General features: G+C 61.0%; 29 protein-coding genes and 1 pseudogene. 10 read left to right on the forward strand and 20 right to left on the reverse strand.

What is annotated here, in order from left to right; translation table 11 throughout:
- Positions 1-23: 23 nt before the first annotated feature.
- Both MUG96_RS20430 and MUG96_RS20435 read right to left on the reverse strand, forming a co-directional pair.
- The gene (locus MUG96_RS20430; protein WP_246988940.1) at positions 24-2,000 is read right to left on the reverse strand and encodes a serine hydrolase domain-containing protein; all 1,977 of its coding nucleotides are present in this window, start codon (positions 1,998-2,000) and stop codon (positions 24-26) included.
- Between the two features lie 5 nt (positions 2,001-2,005).
- On the reverse strand, positions 2,006-2,656 hold the full coding sequence (locus MUG96_RS20435; protein ID WP_246988942.1) for a DUF998 domain-containing protein: 651 nt from the start codon (positions 2,654-2,656) through the stop codon (positions 2,006-2,008).
- Positions 2,657-2,858: 202 nt separating this feature from the next.
- Here MUG96_RS20435 and MUG96_RS20440 point away from each other — a divergent pair, with 202 nt between their 5' ends.
- Both MUG96_RS20440 and MUG96_RS20445 read left to right on the forward strand, forming a co-directional pair.
- Positions 2,859-3,047, forward strand: a complete 189-nt coding sequence (locus MUG96_RS20440) for a hypothetical protein (RefSeq protein ID WP_246988944.1) — start codon at positions 2,859-2,861, stop codon at positions 3,045-3,047.
- A gap of 450 nt (positions 3,048-3,497) precedes the next feature.
- On the forward strand, positions 3,498-3,773 hold the full coding sequence (locus MUG96_RS20445) for a hypothetical protein (protein ID WP_246988946.1): 276 nt from the start codon (positions 3,498-3,500) through the stop codon (positions 3,771-3,773).
- 142 nt (positions 3,774-3,915) lie between these two features.
- Here MUG96_RS20445 and MUG96_RS20450 read toward each other — a convergent pair whose 3' ends face one another.
- The 8 genes from MUG96_RS20450 to MUG96_RS20485 form a co-directional block, all read right to left on the reverse strand.
- Entirely contained in the window at positions 3,916-4,551 is a 636-nt protein-coding gene (locus MUG96_RS20450) for a halocyanin domain-containing protein (RefSeq protein ID WP_246988948.1), read from the reverse strand.
- 91 nt (positions 4,552-4,642) lie between these two features.
- Positions 4,643-6,610, reverse strand: a complete 1,968-nt coding sequence (locus tag MUG96_RS20455; protein WP_246988950.1) for a COG1361 S-layer family protein — start codon at positions 6,608-6,610, stop codon at positions 4,643-4,645.
- An 82-nt stretch (positions 6,611-6,692) separates the two neighbouring features.
- A complete protein-coding gene (locus tag MUG96_RS20460; protein WP_246988952.1) occupies positions 6,693-7,478 on the reverse strand; it encodes an ABC transporter permease in 786 nt (261 codons plus the stop codon).
- Positions 7,471-8,421, reverse strand: coding sequence for an ABC transporter ATP-binding protein (locus MUG96_RS20465; protein ID WP_246988954.1), 951 nt, complete (start codon positions 8,419-8,421; stop codon positions 7,471-7,473). The genes MUG96_RS20460 and MUG96_RS20465 overlap by 8 nt, the downstream gene beginning before the upstream one ends.
- A gap of 148 nt (positions 8,422-8,569) precedes the next feature.
- Positions 8,570-9,124 (reverse strand): hypothetical protein, encoded by a 555-nt coding sequence (locus MUG96_RS20470; RefSeq protein ID WP_246988956.1) that lies wholly within the window; start codon positions 9,122-9,124, stop codon positions 8,570-8,572.
- 111 nt (positions 9,125-9,235) lie between these two features.
- Positions 9,236-10,108: a polymer-forming cytoskeletal protein gene (locus MUG96_RS20475; RefSeq protein ID WP_246988957.1), complete on the reverse strand. Its 873-nt coding sequence runs from the start codon at positions 10,106-10,108 to the stop codon at positions 9,236-9,238.
- Positions 10,105-11,418, reverse strand: coding sequence for an MFS transporter (locus MUG96_RS20480; RefSeq protein ID WP_246988959.1), 1,314 nt, complete (start codon positions 11,416-11,418; stop codon positions 10,105-10,107). Before MUG96_RS20480 ends, MUG96_RS20475 begins: the two co-directional genes overlap by 4 nt.
- Before the next feature lie 42 nt (positions 11,419-11,460).
- Complete coding sequence (locus tag MUG96_RS20485) at positions 11,461-12,060, reverse strand: hypothetical protein (RefSeq protein ID WP_246988961.1); 600 nt, start codon at positions 12,058-12,060, stop codon at positions 11,461-11,463.
- Positions 12,061-12,258: 198 nt separating this feature from the next.
- Between MUG96_RS20485 and MUG96_RS20490 the strand changes: the two genes are divergently transcribed.
- Both MUG96_RS20490 and MUG96_RS20495 read left to right on the forward strand, forming a co-directional pair.
- Positions 12,259-13,029, forward strand: coding sequence for a DUF7847 domain-containing protein (locus MUG96_RS20490; protein WP_246988964.1), 771 nt, complete (start codon positions 12,259-12,261; stop codon positions 13,027-13,029).
- Between the two features lie 469 nt (positions 13,030-13,498).
- Complete coding sequence (locus MUG96_RS20495; RefSeq protein WP_246988966.1) at positions 13,499-13,771, forward strand: ribbon-helix-helix domain-containing protein; 273 nt, start codon at positions 13,499-13,501, stop codon at positions 13,769-13,771.
- Between the two features lie 42 nt (positions 13,772-13,813).
- Here the strand turns inward: MUG96_RS20495 and MUG96_RS20500 are convergent, their stop codons facing one another.
- The 5 genes from MUG96_RS20500 to MUG96_RS20520 all read right to left on the reverse strand — a co-directional run bounded on the left by MUG96_RS20500 (position 13,814) and on the right by MUG96_RS20520 (position 18,572).
- Complete coding sequence (locus MUG96_RS20500) at positions 13,814-13,993, reverse strand: DUF433 domain-containing protein (protein ID WP_246988969.1); 180 nt, start codon at positions 13,991-13,993, stop codon at positions 13,814-13,816.
- Positions 13,994-14,120: 127 nt separating this feature from the next.
- Positions 14,121-15,368: a phage integrase SAM-like domain-containing protein gene (locus MUG96_RS20505; protein ID WP_246988971.1), complete on the reverse strand. Its 1,248-nt coding sequence runs from the start codon at positions 15,366-15,368 to the stop codon at positions 14,121-14,123.
- Positions 15,365-15,823 carry a hypothetical protein gene (locus tag MUG96_RS20510; RefSeq protein WP_246988973.1) on the reverse strand — a complete coding sequence of 153 codons (459 nt, stop codon included), beginning with the start codon at positions 15,821-15,823 and terminating at the stop codon, positions 15,365-15,367. Before MUG96_RS20510 ends, MUG96_RS20505 begins: the two co-directional genes overlap by 4 nt.
- A gap of 3 nt (positions 15,824-15,826) precedes the next feature.
- A complete protein-coding gene (locus MUG96_RS20515) occupies positions 15,827-16,408 on the reverse strand; it encodes a DUF7342 family protein (RefSeq protein ID WP_246988975.1) in 582 nt (193 codons plus the stop codon).
- Positions 16,409-16,895: 487 nt separating this feature from the next.
- Positions 16,896-18,572, reverse strand: a complete 1,677-nt coding sequence (locus MUG96_RS20520) for a transposase (RefSeq protein WP_246988977.1) — start codon at positions 18,570-18,572, stop codon at positions 16,896-16,898.
- 336 nt (positions 18,573-18,908) lie between these two features.
- On the opposite strand from MUG96_RS20520, the gene MUG96_RS20525 reads away from it, so the two are divergent.
- The 3 genes from MUG96_RS20525 (at position 18,909) to MUG96_RS20535 (ending at position 21,022) form a co-directional block, all read left to right on the forward strand.
- On the forward strand, positions 18,909-19,271 hold the full coding sequence (locus tag MUG96_RS20525) for a HesB/IscA family protein (RefSeq protein WP_246988979.1): 363 nt from the start codon (positions 18,909-18,911) through the stop codon (positions 19,269-19,271).
- Positions 19,272-19,319: 48 nt separating this feature from the next.
- Positions 19,320-19,748: an Lrp/AsnC family transcriptional regulator gene (locus MUG96_RS20530; RefSeq protein ID WP_246988981.1), complete on the forward strand. Its 429-nt coding sequence runs from the start codon at positions 19,320-19,322 to the stop codon at positions 19,746-19,748.
- 387 nt (positions 19,749-20,135) lie between these two features.
- Positions 20,136-21,022 (forward strand): IS1595 family transposase gene (locus tag MUG96_RS20535; protein WP_246988983.1). Its coding sequence is split into 2 segments (ribosomal slippage): positions 20,136-20,604 and positions 20,604-21,022, totalling 888 coding nucleotides; the frame shifts between segments, so codons are not numbered across the junction.
- A 10-nt stretch (positions 21,023-21,032) separates the two neighbouring features.
- Here the strand turns inward: MUG96_RS20535 and MUG96_RS20540 are convergent.
- The 3 genes and pseudogenes from MUG96_RS20540 to MUG96_RS20550 form a co-directional block, all read right to left on the reverse strand.
- Positions 21,033-21,413, reverse strand: a pseudogene (locus MUG96_RS20540) (transposase); the annotation flags it as partial.
- Positions 21,412-21,876 (reverse strand): hypothetical protein, encoded by a 465-nt coding sequence (locus tag MUG96_RS20545; RefSeq protein WP_246988984.1) that lies wholly within the window; start codon positions 21,874-21,876, stop codon positions 21,412-21,414. The pseudogene MUG96_RS20540 and the gene MUG96_RS20545, both read right to left, overlap by 2 nt.
- Before the next feature lie 123 nt (positions 21,877-21,999).
- A complete protein-coding gene (locus MUG96_RS20550; RefSeq protein ID WP_246988987.1) occupies positions 22,000-22,776 on the reverse strand; it encodes an N-6 DNA methylase in 777 nt (258 codons plus the stop codon).
- Positions 22,777-22,958: 182 nt separating this feature from the next.
- On the opposite strand from MUG96_RS20550, the gene MUG96_RS20555 reads away from it, so the two are divergent.
- From MUG96_RS20555 to MUG96_RS20565, 3 genes are all read left to right on the forward strand, one after another.
- Positions 22,959-23,240, forward strand: a complete 282-nt coding sequence (locus MUG96_RS20555) for a hypothetical protein (RefSeq protein ID WP_246988989.1) — start codon at positions 22,959-22,961, stop codon at positions 23,238-23,240.
- Complete coding sequence (locus MUG96_RS20560) at positions 23,233-23,562, forward strand: hypothetical protein (RefSeq protein WP_246988991.1); 330 nt, start codon at positions 23,233-23,235, stop codon at positions 23,560-23,562. Before MUG96_RS20555 ends, MUG96_RS20560 begins: the two co-directional genes overlap by 8 nt.
- Before the next feature lie 134 nt (positions 23,563-23,696).
- A complete protein-coding gene (locus tag MUG96_RS20565) occupies positions 23,697-24,980 on the forward strand; it encodes an RNA-guided endonuclease InsQ/TnpB family protein (protein ID WP_246988993.1) in 1,284 nt (427 codons plus the stop codon).
- Positions 24,981-25,012: 32 nt separating this feature from the next.
- Here the strand turns inward: MUG96_RS20565 and MUG96_RS20570 are convergent, their stop codons facing one another.
- Both MUG96_RS20570 and MUG96_RS20575 read right to left on the reverse strand, forming a co-directional pair.
- Complete coding sequence (locus MUG96_RS20570) at positions 25,013-25,189, reverse strand: hypothetical protein (RefSeq protein WP_246988996.1); 177 nt, start codon at positions 25,187-25,189, stop codon at positions 25,013-25,015.
- A gap of 185 nt (positions 25,190-25,374) precedes the next feature.
- Positions 25,375-26,298 carry a CPBP family intramembrane glutamic endopeptidase gene (locus tag MUG96_RS20575; RefSeq protein WP_246988998.1) on the reverse strand — a complete coding sequence of 308 codons (924 nt, stop codon included), beginning with the start codon at positions 26,296-26,298 and terminating at the stop codon, positions 25,375-25,377.
- Positions 26,299-26,450: the final 152 nt, after the last annotated feature.

The following is a 26,450-nucleotide window of genomic DNA, read 5'->3' on the forward strand; positions in this document are numbered from 1 at the left end:
TTGAAATCATGTATCTCGAGTCTTTACAGTGGTAGAATCCCGATCAGGGACAGTTGCCAGGCGAACAGGAGTGCGAGCGCCGTCACCACGGAAAAGTGGAGCCGGGCCCAGCGAGTCCAGAGGCCGTCGCGCCACGCGAACCCGGTCGCGACGACGGCACCGACCGTCCCAGCGAGGGCGATCCATCTGAGGACCTTCCCGGCTTGGAGCGCCAGCGACGGCGAGGCAGCCTCTGCGTCGAAGTTGATCCAGGCCAGCAGGAAGATGACCAGCACTGCCAACCAGAGCAGGCTCACCACGCCGAGCAGCCAGCGGGCCGCCCGCTCGCGGCCGGTCGGGAGGTCACCGCCTCGCCATCGTCGCCACACCGGGCCACCGACCCAGGGCAACAGGACGGAGAGGAAGGCCACCACGCCCCCACCGAGGACAGTCTGGAGCACCGTGAGACTCTCGTACCACGGGACGCGTTCGTACGTGGCCGGCCCGAAAGCGTGGCGGAACATGTGGGTCGCGCGGCCAGTCTCGTCGAACCGGAAGACCAGCATGTCACTGCCACCGACCTCCTCGTACACTCCGGGCCGACGTTCGACCCACCGGCGAGTGGGTTCGCCGAGGCGGCTGGTGGTCAGGTACCCCTCGTCAGTAGCTCCGACGGTGTAGGTTCGGGTCATCACGCCGAGAACACGTTCCCAGGAGGACGCAGACACTGTCAGCGAGCGGTAGTCGCCCGTCAGGTCGTGCGCTCGCTCCGCGGCACCGTCCGGTGGTTCCACAACTGGCGTATCCGACCGCGGGTAGTACCGGTCCGTGAACGCCTGGAGGAGTTCGAACCGGGCGGGACCGCCGCCGGGACTGTTGTAGACGACGAACAGGCCGGTGTCGCGCTCGGGGTAGAGCGCGAGCAGGCTCTTGAAGCGAGGTGTGTCGCCCCAGTGGCCGACGATCGTCTCGTCGTTGCGGTCCATCTCGATGAAGCCGTAGGCCATCCCGTTTAGTTCCGGGACCGCTTCGGACTTCGTGAACTGTCGCCGGTGCATCTCACGGACCGTCTCGGCCTCGAGAATGCGCTCCGAGCCGGATGCGCCCTCGTTCAGGTGGGCGAGCATGAACCGCCCCATGTCAGTGGGGGTCGTGCGGAGCGACCCACCCTCGGGCGGCAGTGTCCAGATGACGGGGTGGTGCGGCTGGTACTCGCCGTTCTGGTACGTGTAGCCGATGGCACGTCGAGACTCCAGCCGGGCGGGAAGCGGCTGGGCGTAGGTCGTGTCGGCCATCCCGAGGGGCGTGAAGATGCGCTCGTCGACCATATCGGTGAAATTCGCGCTGGACTGCTCGGCGAGCACGTGTCCGGCCAGGGCCGTCCCGTAGTTCGAGTACGCCACGAACTGTCCTGGCGGCCGGACGCGTGCTGGCCGGTGGTCGGCGAGGATTGCCTCCATCGGCCGTATCTCGTCGGGGTTGTCCGTGACCATCCCCCTGAAGATGTCCTCGAAGCCCGCCGAGTGGGTGGCGAGGTGATTCAACGTGATCGGCTCGTCGTCGGTGTCCGGGACCGTGACTGCCGAGTCCGTCAGGTACTCGTTCACGTCGCGGTCGCGTTCGAGCCGTCCGTCCTCGATACCCTGCATCACGGCCGTCCACGTCACGAGTTTGCCGGTCGAGCCGACGCTGAACACCGTCTCGTCGGCGTCGACGGATCGTTCCGATGCGAGGTCCGCGTACCCGTAGCCCTTCGCGAGAACCACATCACCATCGCTGACGATGACGACGGCCGCGCCCGGGACGTTGTATTCCTCCAGCTGGCGGGCCATCGTCTCGTCAAGCCACGCCTCGGTCTCCGTCTGGTTCGTCAGAGCGACCTGCTCGGTCGGCGTGGATACGTGGGCTTGCGGCGTCGCAGTCGAGTCGGGAACCGGAGTGGCTGTCGCGATGAGCGGCGCGCTCAGGAGTGTACCGACGAGTGCGACCGCGCCGAGGAGACGTATTCGTCGCTCGAACATTCGACCTACCGAGTGGAGACAGTCGCATGCTCGCGCTCTCCGAGGAGGTAGCCGCCGAAGGCGACCAGCCAGAGCATCACGGGGTAGACGATCATCCGCTCGGTACCACCGTGACCGATGGGGCCGAACGCGGCGGCGTTCCCACCGTCGCCGAGGGCCATCAACACGACGAAGACGAGCCCCAGCCCGCCAGCGAGGACGGCCAGTGCCCGCATGACGCCACGGAAGCGAGTCGCGCTCCCGATGGCCTGCACGTTGAAGAACACGAAGGCGAGCAGTGCGGACAGGCCGTGGAGGCCACCGGTGTCGAGCGGGAAGAGGCCAGCGCCGATCGCACCGCCGCCCGCCAGCGCGAAGATCGCGAGGAGCCAGCGCGTCCCGTGGCTGCGGTAGAAGAAGTATCCACCTGCCAGATTCAACACGCCGACCAGAATCAGCGAGACGTTGAACAGGAGTGCTGTCTCGGGAAGTACCCCGAGGTCACTGATCGCACCCCCACGGAAATCGTAGCCCGGGACCATCGCTGCCGCGAGCATGATGACGGTCATAAACTGTGCAGCGAGTGCGAAAAAGCAGACACCCGCCAGTGTTCGGGGCGTGAACCTCACCCCCCGAATCGAGACGACCGGCTCAGCCGTAGATTCGAGTTGACTCATGTATTGTTCACCGTATTACTGTTGGTTAGATAATAATATAAATAGAGACGGCGCTTCCCGGTGGGTGAGAACGAGGAAGAGACCGCCCGAGGGGACGAGTCGTCATCTGTCGGGTCGCCACTCTCGAGGGCTACGTACCCGTCTCACGTCGGCGAACGAGTTCGAGAACAGTCCTCGGATACGCTCGGCGAAGCGCAGCGACGTGAAGCAGCGCGAGGGCGGCGTTGATCGGACCCCACGGACCAGAGAGGACCAGTCCGGCCTGAAACACGGCACCAGCGGCGTGACCGAGGAGGACAGCACGGCCGCGCCAGCAGAGAGCGACCACGAGGCCGAGCTCGAAGAGAATTACCAGCGGTTGCAGAATCGCGAGGAACGGGACGACGAGTGACTGCCAGAGGTCTGTGTAGAGAGCCACGAGTGCCTGATTCGCGAATTGCTGGTAGGTTTCGGGTGCCAGTACCCCAAGCGCGACGTGTGCGAATGCACCCAGCAGGTACATCACCCCCAGCACGATGCGGAGAACCTCCCAGCGACGGCCCGCTCCCGGCTTCGTCGAAGGGTCCGTTTTTTCGGGAACCGAGGATGTCGTTCGCATCTCTCTCACGCCCACGAGTTGGGCGCCCAACACGATAGGCGCACAGGGCGGTTCTCACGTGGTTGGAAATCGGCAGCCCGGAACGTACAATCTGTCGGTGAAATCCGTCGCATCCGCGGACTACTGGAGGGCCGTTGAACCCGTAGCACACGCGTCGACGCCGACTACCCAATCTCGCTCCGGAAGCGGCGACGGTAAGTTTATTCGAGCGTCTGGCGATAGCCCACCACAATCCCACACAGAATGATAGCTTCGAATCAGATACAGCGGTTCGGGAACAGGCTCACACCGTGGGGGTTCCCTCTCGTCTATCTTGGGTGGGCGTACCTGTTCTGGCTCCCGATCTTCGGCTCGAACACCTCCGTTTGGGACGGCACGAACCTCCTGTTATTCCTCGTCGGCGGCGCGAGTCCGCTTCTGGCCGGCGTCACGATGGCATGGGTCACGGGTGGGAGTGAGCGGGTTCGTGATCTGGGCCGACGGCTCGTGGATGTCCGGCGCATATCGATGAAGTGGTGACTCGTCATCCTGGTGTTCTGGCCAGCCTTCAACGCCCTCACCGCTGGCGCAGCGATCGCCCTAGGTGTGACAGACCGGCCGATCGGCGTCGTCTGGACCATCCTGACCGTCGATGTCGTCACCACGTGCGGCCGGCCGGGAGTCACTCGACGATGACTGCACCCTTCATACCGAGTGCTCGGTGGGGTGTGCAGTAGTACCGGAACGTCCCCGGTTCGTCGAAGGTGTGCGTGAAGGTGTGGCCGGCCGACGCGACGAGGTCGCTCGCGAACGTCTCGTCCACGGCGACGACGTCGTGACTCCCGCCCTCACCCGTCCACTCCCAGGTGACAGTCGCCCCCTGGTCGATGCGAATCGCCGGCGGGTCGTACGCGAAGCCCCCGCCGTTGCCCGCCGCTCCGACGGCGACCGTCACTGTCGACAATCCCCTGCGGTCCACCACCTCGGTATAGTTGTCGACGTTCGCGAACCAGTCCGCCAGCGTCCCTGCCGTCCCGGAGTCGGCAGTTCCTCGCCCGTGGTGTGGCCCCAGCTGGTCGTGGTGCCCGCTGGAGCTGTGGTGTGGCCCCATCTGGTCGTGCTGGGTGCGATGCTCGTCGGTTATCGGGCCGTGGGGTCCGGCGTTCGACCGTGGTTGCTGTCCACGTTGCCGGGACGGGCTCTGCGACTCGGCCTCCTCCGAGTCTGCCTGCGGAACGGACACACAGCCAGCGACTGCGACACCGACGGCTGTCGCCGTAGTTCGAAGCAGTTGCCGTCGAGAGGAGCGCAGCCCCATACCTGAATTTCGGTCGGTGGCTTCCTAAACACGTCGCCGATTCTCTCTCCACGAGAACGACACCCAGTCGAAGTCGCCGAGCGGAACGGCATCAGCGACGCGTGAACCACCACCAGCCCAGTGCAGCCACCAGCACGACCGAGAGCCCGCCGAGGACGACGATCGGCACCGTATCGACCGGCTGGTCGTCGGTCCCGACCGAGACCGTCACGCGGTGTCGCTCGTGTTCTGTGAGGGCGTCGTCGGTCTCACCACTGACGTTGACTGCGATGGCGTGGCTGGCCGTGACCGCGTCCTCGTCGGTTTCGATGGGGAACCGAACCGTCGCCGATTCGCCGGGGTCGAGTCGCCCGACGTACACCGAAGGCGCGACACTGGTGAACGGTGGCGCGGGCGCGAGCGACACCTGGACGTCCGTCCGTGGCGTGTCTCCCGTGTTCGTGATTTCGACGGCGAGTACCTCGGTGCTATCGGGCGCGAGCGTGCCGTTGCGGGCGGCGAGGTCGAACGTGTCTCGTTCGGGCTGGACCGGCACGCTCGCCCGGAGTGGGTCACTCGTGACGACGGTGCCGTCGACCGTCTCGTACGCCAGCACGTAGGTCACGGCCCGCGGGCCGGTCGTCGTGCCCGCGGGCACACGAGCCGGCAGCGAGAACGACGCCTGCTGCCCACCAGCGAGGTCGCCGACCGGGTACGCCGTTTCGGTGAACTGGACACCGAGCGGTGCGTCGGTGACTCTGAGAACCGCGTTGCGTGCCGCGGTCGGGCCTGTATTGCTGATCGTTCCCGAAAGCGTGCCGCGCTCGCCCACGTAGAGCGTGCTGTCGAGGTCTGCCAGCGTGATCGTCGGCGACGGCTGGACGCGGACGGTGACTGGCCGGGTTCGACTCGACACCGTGGCGCCCGTCGTGTCGTCGTAGGTAACCGTCGCGTCGAACGTGTAGTTCCCGCCGCGAGCCGTCGGCGAGGCACCGACGTCGAACGCCACTGTGCGGTCTTCACCGGTCTGCACACGACCGACGCCCCGCTCTGCAACTGCGCCACCGTCGACAGTCGTCGCTGGTGACGTCGTCGCAAGCTGGACGCTGACGTTCCCGACGGCGCCCGGTCCTCGATTCGTGAACGCGACAGTGATTGCATCGCTCCCGCCCACGCCCAGCTGTGGCTGGCCACGGCTGTCGAGACCCGCCGCGCCGTGAACGCGGAAGCGCTCGCCAGCGACTGGCGTGAGTCCGACTGCGAGTGGTCGGCCCGTCGTCGCGTCGCCGTGGGCGTTCTCGTAGGTCGGCACGAGTTCGAGTGCGTGGGCCGTGGCAGTCACGTCTGGCCTCGCGGTGACCCGGTAGCTGACGGTCCGGCGTTCGCCGGCCGGCCAGGGACCGAGGTAGCGACTCGCCTGTCCGGCTCCAGTTGGTGAGACGGCCCCATCCAGCGACCGGAGCTGGAGGCGAACGTCACGCGCCGTCTGCTGGCCAGTGTGTTCGACCGTCGCGGCGAACGTGCCCGACTCGCCGGCTCTGAGCGTCGTTCGGGTGTCCACGACACGGAACCGGACATCGTCACGCTCGACGACCACTTCGACCTCGAAGGTCGCCTCGACCGTGCGCTGGCTCACGGCCCCGATCCGGTCGCTGATGGAACTCGCGTAGGAGTACTCCGCGGTTACGTCGAGGTGGTAGGTGCCGGGATCCGCGTCCGCGTCGACAGTGACGCCGACGTCTGCCGTCACCCGGCCACCGTCGACGATGCTCCCGAGCAACTGGTCGCCGCCCCGCTCGATCGACAGGGGGGCGTTGCCCGACTCGACAGTCACCGAGACGCCGTTCGCAGTCGTCACTCGCTCTGCGAGGCCGGGGTTCGTCAGCGACACCTGACTGAGCGTGGCGTCGTTCGTCAGCACGAGCGTGAGCGTCGTCTCCTCACCGGGCGCGATCGACCCGTCGGCGAGATTAGCTGCGAGATCCGGTTCACCCCTGACGGCACCCGCTGCCGGGCCGGGCCACGACGCCAGCACGACCATGACGAGGACGACCGCGATTCCGACTCGAGAGCGCGTCATCTGTGCTGACCCTCCTGAGTCGGAGGCGTCGCGGATGGCTGATCACTGTGCAACTGGTCGACGAGGATGGGGCGGACGTACATCAGATATCTCTCCTGTTGAACCAGACGACGCTGCCCACGACGAGGAGGAGCGCCGCCTCGGCGAGGATGGCAGCCCCGACGAGGTCGTAGGTGCTCTCGACGAGGATCTCTGTCGGGTCGTAGTACCGGGTGGGGCTGAGCAACCCCAGCACCTCGTAGTCCGTGTCGATGACGAGGGATTCGATCATGAACAGCCCGAACACGGTCGCGATGCCAGCCCGCTGGGCGAGACTCTCGCGCCGGACCAGGACCGAGAAACCGAGTCCGATGCTCGCACAGACGAGCAGGTAGGGGATCGAGAGTGCGTGAACGGCAACGACGTCCGCGAGTGACACTGGCTCGCCGATGAGCAAGGCGCCCGCGTAGACGATGCCAGCGACGACTGCGTTGATGAAAAGCAGCGTCGGCACCAGCGCGAGGTACTTCTCGACGACGACGCGGTCACGTGACACGGACGTCGACAGCAGCATGTCCATCCGCCCGCGCTCGACGTCGCCAGCGACCGTCTCGCCGGCCGTGTACGCGAAGTACAGCCCCAGCAGCAGGACCCAGCCGAACTGGTAGAGTTCGGCCGCGAGAAACCCCTCCAGCGAACCGAGGGCGTCGACGCCGAACGCCGACTGCATCGCCTCGGGGAGTGCCTCGCCGTACGCCGAGAAGTCCACGTTCGCGATGATGTCAGGTGCGATCGCCAAGAACAGCCCCGCGTACAGCGACAGCCCGACGGTGATCACGAGCGCCGACAGCACCCGCTTTTCGGTCTCGTAGCGGAGTATCTCAAACATCGGTCGCCTCCAGCGATTCCACGCGATCGCCGCTGTCGTCACCGCCGTAGAAGCGCATGAACACGTCCTCGAGTGGTGCTTCCTCGATCTCGAGATCGAGGATCTGGAACTGTGAGAGCGTCGAGAGCAGGCTGTTGTAATCACCCGTGTACGTAAAGGAGAGCGTCGTGGCCTGTCCGGCGGCCTCGTGTCGCGGCTGGACGCTCCGGCTCACGTCGTGGACGCCGTCGAGGTCGAACCCGTCGACGTCTACGGCGTCAGCGAGGCGAACGGTGATGGTCTTCCCACTGCGGTGGAGCAGGGTCTGGATGTCCTCGAGTTCGACGAGTTTGCCGTCTCGGATGATCCCGACCCGCGAACACACCTTCCGGACCTCGCTCAGGATGTGCGAGGAGAAGAAAAACGTCACACCACGCTCGCGCTCGCGGTGGATGAACTCGTAGAGTCGTTCCTGTTTCAGCGGGTCGAGCCCCGATGTCGGCTCGTCCATGATGATCAACTCCGGGTCGTGCATGAACGCGAGGATCAGGGCGAGCATCTGCTTGTTCCCCGTCGAGTACTCGCCGATCGTCCGGTCGAGCGGTGGCGTGAACAACTCCAGTAACTCCTCGCTGCGCTCGTCACCCCGAAGCGACCCGTAGTACTCCAGCAATCGCCTCCCGGTGACCGTCTCGTCGAGGCCGGGATTGCTGGGTAGATACCCGATGTCGGCACGTGCCTCCTGCATCGCTCGCTCGTCAGTGATCGAGTGTCCTAGGACCTGCGCGGAGCCGCCAGTCGGTGCCTGGAACCCCATGAGCGCCCGGATCGCGGTCGTCTTCCCGGCCCCGTTGGGTCCGAGGAACCCGAACACTTCGCCCTGTTCGACACTGAACGTCAAATCCTCGACACCCCGGGTTTCACCGTAGTACTTCGTCAATCCAGTGGCTTCGATTACACCCATCGGCAGACCCCTGACCCGTAGACGTTCGATTCGTGAACACAAAAGCATTCTATCCGCACAGTCACGAACAACACCGCTCGACGCACACACCAATTCCCACGTGTGTATTTTCCAAAGTGGATCCGACAGCCGGTGTCTATCTGGCGGGTCACTCGACCAGCAGTTCCCTGATACCGCCGATCACCAGCCGGTCGAGTGCGTGGGTTACCGAGCCGTAGGCGACGAAAAACAGCAGCACCACGACGAGGTCCGACAGGACGAACGCGCCGGCGTCCGCCGCGGAGACGACTTCCATCACGCCCACGAGTGACGAAATCGCCGCGTCGGCCGTCCACAGCGCGACGAGGCTGCCGACGAGCACCAGCGTGAGGTAGCCAAGCGCACGCGTTTCCGAGAGTGTCCGTGGCCGAGATTCGTCTCGACGCACGGCCTCGTGGGTGCCTACACCGATGGCAGCGAGCTGGCGGCGAGCCTGGTCGACAGCAGTCACGAGGAAGACGAACCAGAGCGCAGCTGCCAGCCCGAACCCGACGACCGACGGCGAGACCGACAGAATGTCGGTGAACGTGGCAGTGATCGTCGGCGTTGCGCGTTCGACGAGGACGTAGAACAGCGCGTAGCCGAGTACAGCCTCGAGCGGGCCGTACGCGGGGACGTGCTGCCCACCCGAACTGTCCGGGCGGGCGTCGGCATAGGCAGTCATATCTGAAGAGACGCACGCTCGAACTATCAAGGGCGCAGGCGAATCTCAATCGGTGGGAGTGCCCTCCCGGTTGGCAGGAGAGCAGCAGTCGAAATTTCGGGTCTACAGAGGTCACGTCGCCCCAGGTATCTGTGGCGGCTCGAACCGTCGGACGCCGAGGTACGTTATCAGCACGGCACCGAGACCGACGACGACGAGCAGGAACTGCATCGCGGTCCCGAGATACGGGACCCTGCCGAGCAGGTCGACACCGAGCAGGACCCCGGCGACGCCGAAGCCAGTGGCGATGTCGACCCGCTCGACCGGGAGGCGCTGCCCGACGAGGTAGCCGTAGACGAGATAGCCATAGAGGACGAGCAGGAATTCGGCGACGAGCCCGACGATGCTGAGCGGGAGCAAGACGAGGGTGAACGCCATGTAGACGAACAGGACGAGCATCGTCGTCCCGGCGATGGAGCCGACGACCCCGCTCACGACCGGGTGATGTGTGACGGCGTCCCCGACAGTCGCAAAGAGCCCGGGCACACGACGGACGAGCAACGCGGCCACGCCGCCGAGAAGGACCATCTGCATCGCGAGGAATCCAACTGTTGCGAGTGGTGAGCGAGGCTGTGTGTCGACGTCGAGAGTCGTCTGTCGTCCGATGTCGGCACCCGGTGCGACTGAGAGAGTGCCAGCCACGGTCTGGAGTTCGCCGGTGACGGTCCCTGTCTCTGGTACCGAGAGGTTGCCCGCGAACAGGCGAACGTCGCCCGAGACCCTGCCTGCGATTCGCGTGTCACCACCCACGACGAACACCTGTCCGCGAACCGTCGCGTTTTCCGGCACGGTCACGGTCCCCCCGGCGACGACGTAGGCATCGGGCGTGGTCTCGACGGTCCGCTCGCCGTCGAAGACGATCTCCATCGACGAGGGGTCGACACCGCTGCCTGCGAGGACGAGGAGCACGACCACGAGCAGCGGAAGCGTCTCGGCGAGACTCATCCCGCCTGTCCCTCCCGTGCGTACCGGAGCACTTGCTTGCCGTAGAGCCCGACGACCAGTCCCACGAACAGCAGGAGTGCGAGTGCGTTCACGAGGTTGAGATGGGAGAGGAGTCCGACCTCGGTCGCGTCCAAGTATAGCGAGACGGCCGTGCTCAGGAACGTGGCGAGCCAGCCGGCCATCCCGATGCCGATGGCCGAGTGGGTGCCGATCGTCTCGGCCGTCGAGAGGTCCGGCCAGAGCGCGAAGTTCAGCGTCGTGTAGAAACTCACCGTCAGCGAATACAGAAGGGGATTCAGAATCGACGTACCTCCACCTGCCAGTCCGGGAAAGAGCGTCGCCACCCGGAGATCGGTCGTGTAGAGGACGTACGTCAACGAGAAGAGGGCAAAGACCCACAGGAACAGGCCGTTCCGGTCGAAGTTCACGTACAGGACGCCAGCCATCAGTGCTCCGACAGCGTGGACGACAGCGATAGCCAGCCGCGTCGAGAGTTCGGGGGACTGCCAGGAACTGAGGACGAGCGCCGGCGTCTCGATGATGCGCAGGAAGCCAAGACTATCGACGAAGAACACGCCGAACATCAACACGACTGGCGACCAGAACGCGAGGGTTCGGGTTCCCACTGGATTCGGGTGACAGAACCGCCCGGTCCCGAACTGCTCGTGCTGGTCGGCCAACTGGTCGAGAAGGTCGTTCAGCACGCCGACTCGCTCAGAGACCAGGACGCCGAGGACGACCACGCCGGGAAGCATCGCCGCCGTCAAGAGCTGGCTGAACACGTCGATCGACCAGTCCAGCGGGTACGCGTTCGCAGCGAAGTACGTGACGGCGGTGATGACAGCTGCGACGTGCCCGCGGTCGGGGACCGGAATCAGGTCGATGGCGAGGCTGAACGAGACCGGGAAGCCGACCCCCAGCGAGAGCGAGCCGACGACGATCCACGCGCCGAAGGCCGGCACAGAGCGGATGTGCGGTGCGACGACAGTCAGGACGAACTGGACGACGACCACCGCAAAGAGCAGTCGGAGCTTCATCGGGAGGTCCGTACTCCAGTCGCGGCGGTCCATCGTCACGCCGGCGACGATCGCGGTGACGAACGTCAGCAGTGCGAGGCCGGCCATCCACATCGACACCTGCGCCCTGGTCATCCCGACCAGTCGCACCCCGAGATCGATGAGGCCGAGCTGGACGAATGTGATGTTGTAGTAGTAGCCGGCGGCCATCAGGACGACGAACAGCACGTACCCGACGACCGTGGCCCACTCACCCCGACGGACGTACTCAAGGAGTCGCACGTGTGGTTGCATCGACAGTCCCCGCCCACCGGATTAAATGATACGACGCGCCGGTCACCCGGCCAGACTGGCGATGGCGAGTGCCTCCCGGTAGTTCGCGAGCGCCAGCAGCAGGTAGCCGGCCGCGAGGACCGCCCATTCACGGCGAGTCAGCGACCAGTCACGCGGGGAGCGAACGCGCTCGAACTCCTCGCGCCAGCGCGGGCCGGACTGCTGGTGCCACAGCATGGTCTCGCGGGTCGCGACCACGACGGCGACGACGGCGGTAACCTCCAGTGGGCCACTCCGCTCGACAAGAACAGAGAGCGACGGTACGATCCGCGCACCGCTGCCGACCGCCAGCGACCCGGTTCCCCAGACGATGCCGTACTGCGGAGCCTGGACCAGTAGCACCACGTAGCCCAGCGGCGTGTTCACCGACCGTAGCGTGTTCGCCCCGATTGCGATCAGCGTGACCCCGACATTCCAGGCGAACAGCGTCAGGAACTCCCGCCACACGCTACCCGCATACGGGATCGATGCCGCTGGATTCGAACCGCGGAGGAGGCCGGCCGGGAGCAGGTAGTAACTCCCGACCCAGGCAACAGTGAACACCGTCGCGACGACGACCCAGAGCGAGACGAACCGGACACGGACATCCTCGTGATTGATCATCCTCCCGATTCGCCGTGCGAGGTTCAGTCGAGCGAGGGTGGGCACGCCAGCGTGTTCTCGGTAACTGCACTTATAGTAGAAGGTGGGTGCCTTGAGTGTGAGACCGTCACGCCTCGGCTCTCCCCACCACGGACACACTCTCACCTGATGAGAATCCATCTCTATCTATTTCTCCTTCAGTGACGTCTCTAGAGACGTATGGCTATCAACATCGAATCCGCACTGCGGACAGGATTCTCCCGGACCGTCGCCCGGAACGGGTTGCTCCTCGCGGCGATCCTGTTCGTGGTCTCTGCCGTCAACGCGATTGTCGGGTTGGGTATCGCGCGGTGGGTCTCTGCCCGTGACATCCTTCCCGTGAACGCCCCGTTTCCACCGGAAGTGGGGGCTGCGATATTCGCCGTGCCTCCGGTACTCGGAGGGTTCGTCTCACTGGCACTCGGCATCGTGACCATCGTGCTCACCATCGGCGCGATCCGGACCTTCGTCAGCGACGAGACCGAACGCCTCCCGAGTGCGTACTTCACCGAGAACATGGTTATACCGGGCCTGAACTTCTTCGTCGGCACCATCGTCTTCGCCATCGTCGTCGCCATCGGCCTCGTCTTCCTGGTCGTCCCAGGGATATTCCTGCTCGTGACGCTCGCGTTCTGGGCCGTCTTCGTCGCAGTCGACGACCGGAACCTCATCAAGGGAATGCAGAAAAGTTGGGCACTGACCCGTGGTAGCCGCTTCCAGTTGTTTCTGCTCGGTCTCGCAGTCGTGCTCATCAACATTCTCGTCAGCGTCGTCTTCGGCATCGGCGGGCTGACCGGTGGTCTCGCCGAGGTCCTCGTGACGGAATTCACTGGCGCGGTGACGACCATCTTCTCGCTCGCCACGCTCGCAGCGGCGTACAACCAGCTGACTGCCGGCGGTTCCCCCGAGAACACGGTCCAGGCTGAAGAGAGTGGCCACGCGCCAGCGTAGTGGCGGTGAGAAGCCCCGAATATTTACGTTCTATACAGGCGGGTGGACCGGGGACACAGAACCCGACGGCACCAGACTCCCTTTCTTGGCTGCTCGGTCACCGCTACGAATCAATCGGCGATTGATTACCTCCCAGTTCTGCGTTGGCTATCGGTGAAGGCACGAAGATAGTGGCTCGCTGGCTGACTTTGACCGACCGCCAACAAATCCGTTGCTCCGATTAGGTCACAATAGAAATTCGCCGTTTCAGAACCGCTGTGCAACGAAACCGGTGGCTCATACCCGTGCAAAACCGAGATGGGCCCTGGCGGGGAACGTCCACAGTTTGCAGGGTTGTGAGCAAACTTTTGACTGGTGAAAAAGGGCTGAAGCGCCTGGTCAGTGAAGGCACCATCTGGACTCCGTAACGGATGCAAGCCTGAGCGACTGGAAGAAAACACTCTTTGCCCGATTGCTGTAACACATTTGTATGTCGAATACAGATACAGCAAGCAGCGATCCGGAGAAGACGAACATCAACATCCGGCTGACAGAGACGTTTCTCGAGGACATCGACGCAACGTGGCGAGACGAAGGCTACAACAGCCGCAGTGAATTCATCCGGGATGCCCTGCGCGACGCCGTTCGGCATCCTGACCTGACGCGAGAGAGCTGGAAGGAGATTGCCGCCGTCGAGCACGCCCGTCGGACCGGCGAGAGCGAGACGTTCTCCCGCGAGGAGATTCTCGACGGCGATGAGTGATAACGACTGGACCTGGCAGTTTCGCAAGCCCGCCAAGCAAACCTACGAAGATCTCGACGACCACGCGCAGGACCGAATCAACTGCGCGATATCGAGGTCCAGCTGGTCGGCAACGTCGTCGCGTTCCCACTCACGCTCCCGGACCAGTTCGCCGACCTGGAGGACGCCGACGCGCGTTCCCTCGAGGCGGGGTTCTTCGTGGTGCACGTCGGGCGTCTTCACGACTCGGACCGTCGAACTCAGGGTATCGAATCGTACTGCTCCCGATTCAAAGAGTGTGCGGACTACTCTCAAGAAGGGAACTAACGATAGGACCGACGAAACAAAGAAATCGCACTTGCAACAACCGTTACAGGTTCAGAGAATCAACTTCGTTGAGAGCTTCTGTCGCCACATCACCGAGTTCACCAGCTTCGATATGCGAATATCGTTCCCGTACCATCTCCTCTGAATTGTCGAGATATCGGGCTGCCACAGTGTATCCGAATGCTCGGACGAGAACCTCACCCATCCCACGACGACCGCCATGCGGTGCGAGATAGTCGTGTTTCGGGTGGTCGATGTCGATCTCCGCGGCCGCCGAGAGTCGCTGGAGAATCGACCGGGCGCCGTCTGTCGTGATCGACGGCGGGCGGATGTCCTCGTCCAGCGCCAGCAGGAGGTCACGAGCGTACTCTTCACGTCGCTCTTCAATCACATCCGGGTGTTCCCCTCGTTCGGCTAGCTCTTCACGGACGAGCCCTGCAAGCGTCCGCTGGTCGAGTGTCGGGAATACTGGCCACCGTTCCGTCGGCGGGTCCATCAGTTTCCGGTAGCTCCCCAACGGGGTGATTACAGGATCGGGGAGGGACGCAGCGTCCCACTGCTGTTTCTTCCGGTAGACGTCCATACTCCCATCGTCGAGGGAGAGGTCCTCCCAGCGGACGCCGCGCCGGCGCGGGTCGTTCGGATCTCGTAGTAGCTCCCCGACCCGAACGGCCGTGTACGCAATGACGAACACCAGAGCCCGGTCACGAGCGGCCTTCAGCGCCGCGTAGCGTGCTCGCTGCTTGTCGAGAGGGTCAGTATCCTCCGGGAGTGTCGTGTACGCCTCGACGGCGTCGCGGGCCCGTTCGTCGACGTAGCGGGTGAGGGCGTGGCGCTGTTCGGACGTCCAGGCCTGCTGATCGCCGGGCTTGCGGCCGTCATCCTCCGGGAGTGGGGCCATCGCACTCGCCCGCTGCGCGTAATGCGCCTCGAGATACCCTTCGTTGACACACCAGCCACACCACGCAGAGATATAGCGGTAATAGGTTTGGACGGTATTCTGCTTGAGACCACGGTCACCAGCGAGATGCCGGGCGTACTCCCGGAAGACGCGTTCGTCGAGATCGTCGAAGGTGGGCTCCCGGTCGACGTCGTCGGGGACGATCCCGGTCCAGTCGCCGGCGCCGCGGTCGCCGGCGGCCCACGCCGCAAATCGGTCGAGCTCGCGGGCGGCGTTCCGGCGGTAGTTCCCGCCCCCGCCGCCGCGGCCTTTCCCCTTGTCTTGGAGGTAGCGCTCGAAGGAACCTGCAAGTGTCTTATCGGAACGGTTTCGAGGTGTACCCGGAGTCATGATTCTTCGTTCGCGTACTGGTAGGTCGGACGGACGTCCTCGAGAAGCTCTTCGATGATTTCCCAAAGGATCAGGGAGGGGGTTTCGTGTTTGAATCTAATTCCCCAGCGATCCTCCGTATTGGCGGTTGAATATTGAAAATGCGCCTGCCCGAGATCAGGATGATCCTCGTCTTGGTGCCAGCCGGCGTGAAAGCCCGTGTTCGGATCCGTGTAGTTGATACGGAACCAATCGTCTGGATCCTGTCGATACCACTTGATGGTGAGTTCCGGTGAATCAGGGCCTGTCGAGGGATCAAGACGGGCCGGATCGCAAACCGCCCGCAGCTGCTTGGCCTCGATATCATCAGGAACGAACTCGACGGCCGTGATCTGTGGCACACGATCGAGGACATCCCGCTTTAGCTGCGCATAGAGGTTCGCGTTCGGATCACCACCTGGATGGGGGACAGACATCCGTTAGCTGTTGGCCTCAGCAGGTTCTGTCGTCGGAGCGAGGAAGTCCCATTCGCGGATGGCGAAGCCAACGATCTGGATCCGTCGCTGAAGGTGCTCCCACTCACGGGCAATCTCACGGCGACGGTCTTCCTCGTCAGCGTCGACGGACTCGTCAGCGAGCGTTCCGCGAAGTTGGTTCGGTGACTCGACGCCGAATTCGTCCACCCAGTCGCGGATTTGCGTCTTCATATCGGCGAGACGGTCTGTGAGTTCCTCGACAGTGTGTCCGCTGTCCCGGAGACGCATCGCCTCCTGCATCGCCTGGCGACGGTAGTCAGGGTAATATGTCGTGTGGGTGCCGCTCTCGTCACGATGGAGAATACCGTCGTCGACGAGCCGTTCGAGCACGCGCTTGGTTGGTTCGTGTGACCAGTCCGCTTCGGAGGCGATCCAGTTTGCCGTCCTCGGCTCCGACAGTTGCCGGGCGGTCATCCGAACCCGGTCTTCACCCGTGGTCTGGCGTTCCATCAGGCTCTCAGGGTTCGACCCGTCTTCGGTCATACAACATCGTTCGAGCTGCGTCTTAATATAGATTGAGGCCATTAGTCCTATATTGAATTCTTTTCTTCAGTATCGTCTCGAGCTCAGTTGAGGAAACTCAGCGAAATCCCGAACCTCTGTCTTGGCGGCTCTACCCCGGGGTAAGCGTCGTAATGAGGGGGTTGCAGCATTCGTGCTTCACCGACGGCGGCGGGGTACTTCAAAGTGGTCGTGATTATTCGTGTAATCATGACCACTGCTGCTTTCGCTATTATCGGCCGAATATCCGGGATAGAACCCTTACAGACCGACTTCCCCAGTTTATAAACTACATTCCGCTATACATAATTAGAGCGTGGGGAAGTTGAGACTACAGTAGGTATAGCGGGCCTGTAATGCATGGTTTTGGCCGAATCGACAACCGGAATCTGCGTCAGATCGCTTTCTGAACGGCCGCTCTTGTTCTGTAGGCAACTATTCCAGCGGATTTCCGAGACTCTGAATAGTGTTGCCACTCAGACGCCCCGCTATCGCGGAGAGCGTCTCGTTACTATCCGATTCCGGTTTCCTTCTTCAACAGGGTTAGCGTATTGTCAGCTGTCACAATTGGCGAATGCTCGTACTCTCCGGTCAACTTCACCTGTACGAGTAGATCGACTGCTCGCCAAATCGAGTACAGCAGACACGCGAACGCGAAGTAGAAGAACCGCAGTCCAAAATCCTTCGACGTCGTGGCGGCCATGAATCGCTTGATCGACCGATAGCCACTCTCAATATCCCATCGATGGCCGTACTCACTGAGAAAGCCGCCACCTCGGTTGGACATGAACACTGAGTACTGCCAGTGATCGTCATGCTCGGACTTCTCTTTCCGACGGTAGATTAGCGTCGTCTCGTGCCACTCATTCTTCCCGAGATGGAGTTTGCGGTCGGTCTCGTACCGGTCTTGATTGCGCTGGAGCAACCGTTTGGCTTGAGCTTTTTCGCTCGTCTGCATCCGCTTCGGCACGACATAGGAGAGCCCACGCTGGCTAATCATCTCCAAGATGTGCTGACTGTCGAACTCCCGGTCCATCAGCACGTTATCGACGTGAACGAGGTCCTGGACAGAGTCGAGCAGGTCCTCGACGATCTCCTTCCGTGACTCGCCTTTCCGTACTGGGCGGGCATCAAGGACGAGTGGGACAGCGTTGCCCACCAGCTGGACTGTCGCCCACTGGTGGGCGTATTCGTCGTTCCTCTCTTTCGTTCCGATTATCTCGTCCTCGTGTCCAGTGCGGTCGCCTGTGAAGGGGTCGGCTTCGGTGATGTCAATGGCAACGATTCCGGCTCGGTAGAACTCCTCTGTCTCTGCGAGTTCGACGATGAGCTGTCGGACCGCCTGTCCGTACATCTCACGAATCTGCTGGATAGAGAGACCTCGAATGTGGTCGCGGTGGGCGTGTCCGAGTGGTGTTCGATCCCGCGTTGACTCATGAATGAAACTGCGGGCTCCTTCGTTCGCAGCCAGCCGCTCGCGCAACCCGAGATACGTCTGGAGGTCCCAGTAGGCGTTCTCGTGTATCTCACAGCCGTTCCCACGGTCCAGCGAAAACGCCGGGAACACGATGCGGCTGACGTGGTCGGTGACCTTCTCTGCCTGCTCCAACGTGGTTTGATCGGCTGGTTCTAGCTCACCAGACTCGTCATCGTGGTGCCGAAGCTTTCGTTCCGGTTCACGCGGAATCTTGACACCTGCATTCTGGGCTTTGATGAGGATCGTTCGAGACGCAGTTTCGACCGTCTCTCGGAGGTCAGGGGTGAACCGCTCGTGCCAGCTCCGCCATAGTGTTGACTGGTCTGGGATCGTCTCGAAACCCAGTTGCTCGCAGAGTTCAGGACGGGTCCCGAGGTAGTCGACGAGTGCTGTTTCGTGTTCCCACCCGTGGAGTTCTTTCAATACAAACACCCGAAAGAGGGTGTCCATCTGGTAGCGGGTCGGCCCCGCATACCGGTCGTGGGCACTGAACCGGAAGTAGGCCAAGGGGAGTGCACAGACGAACTCCTTGACCGAGTCGTGGCTTTCGTGATCGAACCACGTCTCTGAGACTGTCCGGATATCGGATTCCAGTCCGGCGAGCGACGTTCGATCGTACAGTGGTGTCGAATTATACGCCGGCCACTCACCGTATTTTCGTTGGGCGATCCGTCGAAATACCGTTCGGCGAGACACGAGAGTCGAACACACTACGGGATACTGAGCAACACGCGCTCAAGAATTCGTCCACATCGTCATGAGATTCTGAAGACGACTATTACAAGGCAGCCTCTGTGTCTGCGTTGGTCCCCCGATTCGATGTGCCGGATATCAACGTTGAAATAGGGTGGCTTGACGCCTCACGGCCCATGATCCGGTCAACTCGGTCCGACGATCGATTTCTATGATGTCCAGCGATGGCTGTCTTCAGCGGAATCTACCGCTCTGAGACCACGCGTATAGCTGTCTCTCGACAATTTCGAGCCTTAACTCTACGTCACAGATTTGAGCGTCATGGTTAACACCCTGGCCCAATCAACTCAACGTATGAGTACGACGGCCCAGGAGAGTGAACAACCTGAAATCGAAGTTTCAGAAGCTGCCTCGAATAAGGCTCTGGCTCTCTTAGAGGAAGAGAGCTTGGACACTGACACGGCAGGACTTCGGCTATTCGTCCAGCAAGGAGGATGCGCGGGTCTGTCATATGGGATGCGGTTCGATACGAGTCCCGACGAAGATGATATCGTCTACGAGCACCAGGGCCTGCGAGTGTTCGCTGATCCCGCGAGTATCCAATATATTGCGGGGAGTGTTGTTGAGTATGAGACGGGTCTCCAAGGCGCAGGCTTTGATGTTGAAAATCCCAACTTGGTCTCGGAGTGTGGCTGTGGCGAATCTTTCCGCACCTGAACACGACTGCCAGCACGATGATCACCGCTTCATATAAAATCAGGTACAATGGACGCTGAGGAACTCGAGCATCGTCTGCTCTCCATTCTCAAAGAGGATCCGAAAGCTTCTCTCGGAGAGATCGCCGACCAGGCTGGCGTCGCGCGACCTACCGCTCGAAAATATATCCAGAAACTCGAGGAGGAAGGCGCTATCGTCGGGTACACTGTCGAGATCGACCCAAAGAAAGTCAACCACCAGAGCATTGCGATGGTGGGAATTGACGTCGAGAGCGACCAGTACGTTGAGGCGACGAGTAAACTCAGAGATCTCGACTCGCTGACTGCGTTATATACCGCGACCGGGGACCACATGTTGATGGCCGAACTCGAGGCGACAGGAAGTACCGAGCTGAATGAAATCGTTAGCGATCAGATCCTCTCCATTCAGGGCGTGACCACGGCTTGCCCGGCTGTTCTTCAAGAACGGCTCAAATAAGACGGATGCCCTTCTGCAATATTCGTTTAAATATATTTATTTATCAATATTCATCTAAGTATATCATACGAAGATCCTCTCAGGATGGCTCGTCGTTTGTCCTCATCTCCCTGGTCTTTAGCTAAACCTGAACGGTGTCAGAGAAGAGTTTCGCACGTCTCTGCCGACGGTAACGGAGAAAACACATACTGCTGTGACCAGGAACCTTCCCAATCTCTATCGGGAATCGAGTGCTGAATAGAGGGAGCGAGTCTTATGATCTTTTTACTAACGTTCTCTGGGTATTCAGTGAATTAAATAAAACGACTTTTGATAAATAAAAATTCCTTACGCTCATCTGTAGCGGTGAGTACTTTCTCATGACTGGAGTTCGTAGCCTTACCCAGCATGGTCAGCAGAGAGAGTGTCAACGAGGTCTTTCTGCCTGACAAAGAGGACTGTTTAGAGTATCTGCGTGAGCAGCGATGGCCGGAGGGGGTGACGTGTCCGCACTGCGAGAGTGCGGACACGATCAAGAAGGGAACGACACGAAAGGGCGCTCAACGCTATCGCTGTCAGGACTGTGAGAGTATATTTAATGATCTCACAGCGACGGTATTTGCGGAACATCAGCTCACCATCCCAGAGATGTTCCACATCATCCGAGGGATGGAAGAACACACGACGAACGAGATCTTCCAAGAACTCACCCGTACCTACAAGACGGTCTTGGACTTCGTTCATGAAGTCCAAGACGCTCTGGAGGAGGATTCTAAGTTTGACCTCTCCGGTGTCTGTGAGGCTGACGAGGTCTACGTCGTTGCTGGCGAGAAGGGACTCGAAGATGAGGAGGGGAGTCCGCGCTCGCGCGGACTCTCAAAAAAGGACGCGGAACCTTCGAGTCAGACAAACCACCCGTCGTGACACTCGTCCGTCGGAGCGACGGACGAGTTCGGTTCCTTGTCCGCGATGATCTCGAAGGCGTTGACGAAGACATCGCCGAGTACGGCGATGAAACCGTGATCCTCTGTACTGACCAGTACAGCATCTACGACGGAATCGACGAGTACGACGAGATTGATGGCCATTTAGCCATCAATCACGACGAACACTACGTAGTGGGTGACGCTCACACAAACAGCTGTGAGAACCGGCATAGCTTCCTTCGCAACTGGTTGCGAAGGTTCCGAGGCGTCTCAAAACACCACTTACAGGGCTATCTGAACTTCTTGGGCTGGATCCTCAACAGCGACAACTGGTTCGAGCAGATCCTAAGTACTGACTTCTACAGATGAGCGATTCTCGCTATCCGATTCCGGTTTCCTTCTTCAACAGCGTCAGCGTGTTGTCGGCCGTCACGATCGGCGAATGTTCATATTCACCGGTCAACTCGACCTGTACCAACAGATCGACTGCTCGCCAGATCGAGTATAGCAGACAGGCGGACGCGAAGTAGAAGAATCGAAGCCCGAAATTATCCGACGTTGTCGCGGCCATGAATCGCTTTATCGATCTGTAGCCGCTCTCAATTTCCCACCTGTAGCCATACTCCGTGAGGTGACCACTCCCGCAATTCGTCATGACCACCGAGTATTGCCGGTGGTCGTCGTTTTCGGAGTCCTCTTTCCGACGGTAGATGAGTGTCGTCTTGTGCCATTCGTTCTTGCCGAGATACAACTTCCGATCATAGCCCGTCGAGTTGGGTTCGCAAGAACTGGATCAGGTCGTCGATGTTGTCCTCTGGGAGTTCCTTCTGTTGGAACACACCCTTGAACGAGTCTGCGAACTCGTCGCTTTCGAGTTCCACAAGTACGCGTTCGATTTGCTCGGCCAACTGCTTCTGATTTCCGCGATGGATGTGTTGTTCGGCGCTATCGAAAGTTGCCTCGGCGCCGACGATCACCAGGTCCCGCGCATCCGCGAGCCGACCGCTGTGGAGTTTGAGCGCGAATAGCAGTGCCGGCTCGGGAATCCGTGCTGTCAGACTCTCTGTGACTTCGAGAGACTCGACGACGCTGTGCTCGTGGAGATAACGGTACGACCATTCCGCGTCGGTCTGCCGACAGCGAAGTGCGCCGACGAGTGCGTCAAATTCGACCGCGTTGTCACCAACTGGTTTCGCATACCGGACAATTCGTCCCTCGTACACATTCGCCACATCGTTATCGAACGCTTTGGTGTACTCCAGATCGGTCAGAAGGGCGTCGTACGCGTCGAACTCTGCGGAAGTCCTCGCTCTCTTCTCACGGGCGCGAAGCGCCCGTTCGAATGGTCAGAGGGACCTCCGGTCCCTCACGACTTGAGGCCGGAGGCTCCGCCTCGAAACTGCTGAACCGTCCTCGGGCGTGTCGGTGCCGTCTTCTGGAGCGAGGTTGTCTCGGAGAGTCTGGATCTGTTCATCGTCGAGTTCGCGAACAGCGCCGCCTTGGGGCGAGTGGGTCGTCTGCCAGACGCGCCGGTACTCGAGTGTAAGTGAGTCCCCGAGGATCGCATACCCGTCAAGATTAAAGAAGCAGAGGTTCAGCGCGGTCATTTTCGCGCAGAGGGGGTCTTTGTCCTGGCCGACGAACACAACCTCGGGAAGCCGGCGGCCTGCACACAGGAGCATCCGCCCGCTCCCACAGGTCGGGTCTGTGACGACCTGCTGGGAGCCGTCGCCTCGGGGCTGGTCGTCAACGGTGTGAGTGATCCTGACCATTGCCTCACAGACAGAATGTGGCGTGAAATGCTGGCCGAAATTGTCGCTGCTCATGCCGTACTCCTCATAGACGGCGCCGAGGACGTCGGCGTCTGTATCGGCCATCTGTTTCTGGAGTTGGCCGAAGGCGTTGGCGAAGAGGTCGACCGTACGTTCACCCCTGGGGTGGTCCATATCACGTGACTCACTGTATTCGTCGACGATCTCCAGGTACGGATCATCGCGACGCTGGAGGGCATACAGCATCAGATCGACCCAGTCCTCGAAAATCGTGTAGGCGCTGTGGCCGCGCTGCTGGATCTGGTTGAGCATCGAAACAATCGGATCCGTGTCGACTTGTAGTGACGCCATGCTCGCACCCCAGAGAGCGAGAAAAACTGACCGAGAGCGACCGATTCCGGTAATATCTTACTTCTAGATAGTGTAACAAGAAACAGTGAGGACTCCCGATGAAAACAGCCGAGTCCACTGCTCCGAACCGCGATACTCCGTCGACGCCTCGAACCCTGGTTAGTCGAATCCCGGACGACGCCGTGGAGGTTGATTTCCACGCCGAGCGCGAACAGCGACCGGACATCTGGCAGACTGCACTCGAAGAATCGGTTGAAATTTCTGAAGCAGGTCGACCGGATCTGTTCCTCGTCGACGCCAGCGGTGAAATTCCCGCGAATTGCAGTCTCGCGGAACGCGAGGATGGCCACGTCGGGTGGTGTAGTTGCGCTCAGTTCGACGAACACGGAGTCTGTTTTGACCTCTGTGCAATCCGGCAGGCAGCGGTGATCGACGATGTGTCGATTCCCGTCGCTCGTGACTAAAGCCCCGATATGGGCCGAGGCCGGGGACTTGCTGGCAGAGCGTCTTGAGGACGTGGTCGCGGACCGTCTGCAGCGAACTCTCGTCACCAATCTGCTCGACGACCGCGCTGTGGATCTGGTGGCTGTCGGGCCGGGAACCGGTGGCCATGAGCTGTTCGAACGCACGCTGCTGGCCGCTGGGTGCATCGATCTGGAAAGACATACTCTCACCCGGCCGGAGGACAAAAACTCACGCCGGGTCGAGCAGGATAGAAGCTTAACCAACAAATTACCCGGACAAGTTGATATTCTGGTGATGTTGGTTAGCCTCGGTTGGTTCTAAGCCTCCGTGCTTAAGGAACGAGCGGTGCGAGTGAGTAGGGTGGAGATACAGAACCACCTGTTGCGTATAGTGCTGCGGCGACGCGTTTTGCCGGCGTTTAAGTCGATGCAGTCCATCGATTTTGGTACAGTCGCATGAAGTACAGTCCACGGTATCGATTGCTCCCTGACGAGCAGCAACGGGAGCGACTTGCCTGGACTGTTGACGTTGTGCGGCAAGTCTACAACGACGCGTTGAACCGATTCAACGATATTCCTGAAGATGCTGGGACGGTTCGACAGCGAGTTATCCAAGTTCGAGACGAACTCCCATCGATGAAGCAATGGTGGGACGATCTTAACGGTGTGTACTCGACTGTGCTGCAGAACGCAGTGATGCGTATCAAGCAAAACATCGACAGTCTCGGCCAACTCAAGAAACAAGGGTACGACGTCGGGGAGTTGCAGTGGAAAGCACCACGCGATTTTCGGAGTTTCACCTACAACAAGAAGGGCTTCGAGCTCGACAAGAAGAGCGGTCCTTCCGGCCGAGGTGAACTAACGCTGAAGAAAATCGCTGGTACCAACATCACGGTTCCAATCCGCCTCCACCGCGACCTCCCCGACAACGACTCGATCAAACAGCTAACCGTTAAGCAAGAACCAACCGGTGCATGGTACGTCTCGTTCACAATCGAAACTGAAGAACGGGAGAAGCCTTCACCGGACACGATTAATTCCGATGATTGCGTTGGGATTGATCTCGGTATCAACACGTTCATCCACGACTCCGATGGGCGTGAGATCACCCGACTCGACCTCTCAGATAATCGGGAACGTCTCGAAGGGGAGCAACGGTCGCTCTCACGGAAACAACACGCGTCGAATAACTGGTCGGAGCAACGACAAACCGTTGCAGAGGTGCACGCGATGATGGCGAACAAGAAGCGTGACTTCAAGCATAAACTCGCGCACTTCTACACGACCGCGTACGACGCGGTGTTCCTCGAAGACTTGAACGTAACTGGTCTCATGGAAGGGGATGGGAGTGCGCGGAATATGGCTGAGGTCGGCTGGCGTGACTTAATCACGGTATTCAAGCACCACGGTAAGAAGAATGGGTGTCATGTCGAGACAGTTGATCCGAACGACACGACCAAGCAGTGTGCTAAGTGTGGTTGTTCCGTCAAAAAACCGTTGTGGGTGCGTGAACACTCGTGTCCAACGTGTGGGTTTGAGGCGGATCGGGATTTGAATGCAGCTGCGAACGTTCTCAAGCGTGGATTGGAGCAACTAGGAGTGGTTCACTCCGAAGCAACGCCTGCAGAGACTGCGCTCCCTGCGGGAACCACCCCGGTTCCTGCAAAGCGCGTCTTAGAAGCAGGAAGCCCCTGCCTCACGGAACGAGCGGCTACGCCGCGAGTGAGTAGGCAGGGGTAGTTCACAGCGTGAACTCAGCACCTTCCAGAGTTCTATGAGCCAGCCAAACCCTCCTTGAGCGTACGAACACCCCAAATCAGTGTCCCCAACCCAAACAGCGCAAGTAGAGCCTGGGCCGCGAGCGGTTCGATCACGAGCGCCGCACCAAAAATGAAAACGCTAGTAAGTATCCAGCCAATGCCACCGTATCCTTTGATCGGCTTGTCCATACTCCGAGCTTACGACGGGCCACATATCAGCGTATTGTCTCTACCGATAGCTGCGGCGACAGTGGCCCCAGAACAGTTGAATGACCTTCCGAAAGCCCTGTATCCGACGGCGGCGATCAGCGCGACGATCGCTCCGACAGTTCTCACTACTGTTGACTCCGAGCGGCCTGCTCCCGGCATGTCCGTTAGTTCACTCCCTCAGTTGCGTGTGACCGACTGCGTCCAGTTTCTGTGGCAGTCTCTGTGTCGGAGGCCGAACCACGGTCAGTCCACGTGCAGCCGACGACACCGCCATGGGTCAGCGTTTCGCCACCGTAGCGCAATAGCAGGATGCCTCCAAAGGCGAGCATAACGATGGCTACCACCCCGAAGTACGGGATCGGGAGAGCATCAAGCGCTCCGTCGCCTCCGAGTGCCCACTGAGGGATGTTCAGGAACGTGTTGACACCGCCATGAAACAGTATCGCGCCGGGAAGCCACCCACCGGTCGTATTATAGTACCACGTGAGGATGACCGAGAGCGCGAGGACTCCCACCCCGTACACTACTGGCGGCATCGTATAGAGCCCGTAAACGAACAACGGCGTGTGCCAGACGGTCCAGAGACCGCCGATGAGCAGCCCCGAGGTGAGTGCACTGTACTGCTCCTGGAGGTGCGGGAGCGCAAAGCCCCGCCAGCCGAACTCCTCGTTCCCTCCCGTCCAAAGCGTCGTCATGACGAAACCCACCGCGAGCTGGGGTGCCAACCGGACGAGGGTTCCCGCGTCTGGGACGCCCGCGTAGGCGAAGACGATCGCGGCGACGCCGAGGGCGGCGGCAGCAGGAGCCCCAAGTCCAAGGATCGCCCACCGGAGACTGTGACGCGATCTGAACCCGTCTGAGAGCCACGCTCGAACCGACTCTCCGCGAAGACGGAGAACGAGGGCCCCTGCTATCCCGGGACCGCAGGCACCAACGCCGGTTCCGAGGAACCATACTGGCGACCGCGCGGGCGTCAGCGAGAAGACGCCGACCCAGACGCTCCACGAGAGCAGCAGCGCTAACGGGGCGAACAGGGCGACCGGGTAGTCATTTGCGAGGCGTGCAAGAGACGGTCTGCGTTTGCTCATCACAGTAGCAGCTTGTGGGGGGAAAAGTAATTCTGGATGGGCTTGGCTTCACTCGCTGAAGCTATGGTACTGCCACACTCGATTTCATTTCGAGCCTGACCATCCCTGCTGGCGTAGTCCCTCGAGCTATCGGGGCTGGAAGCGGCAATCTC

The sequence above is a fragment of the Halorientalis marina genome (assembly GCF_023028345.1).
GTDB lineage: Archaea > Halobacteriota > Halobacteria > Halobacteriales > Haloarculaceae > Halorientalis > Halorientalis marina.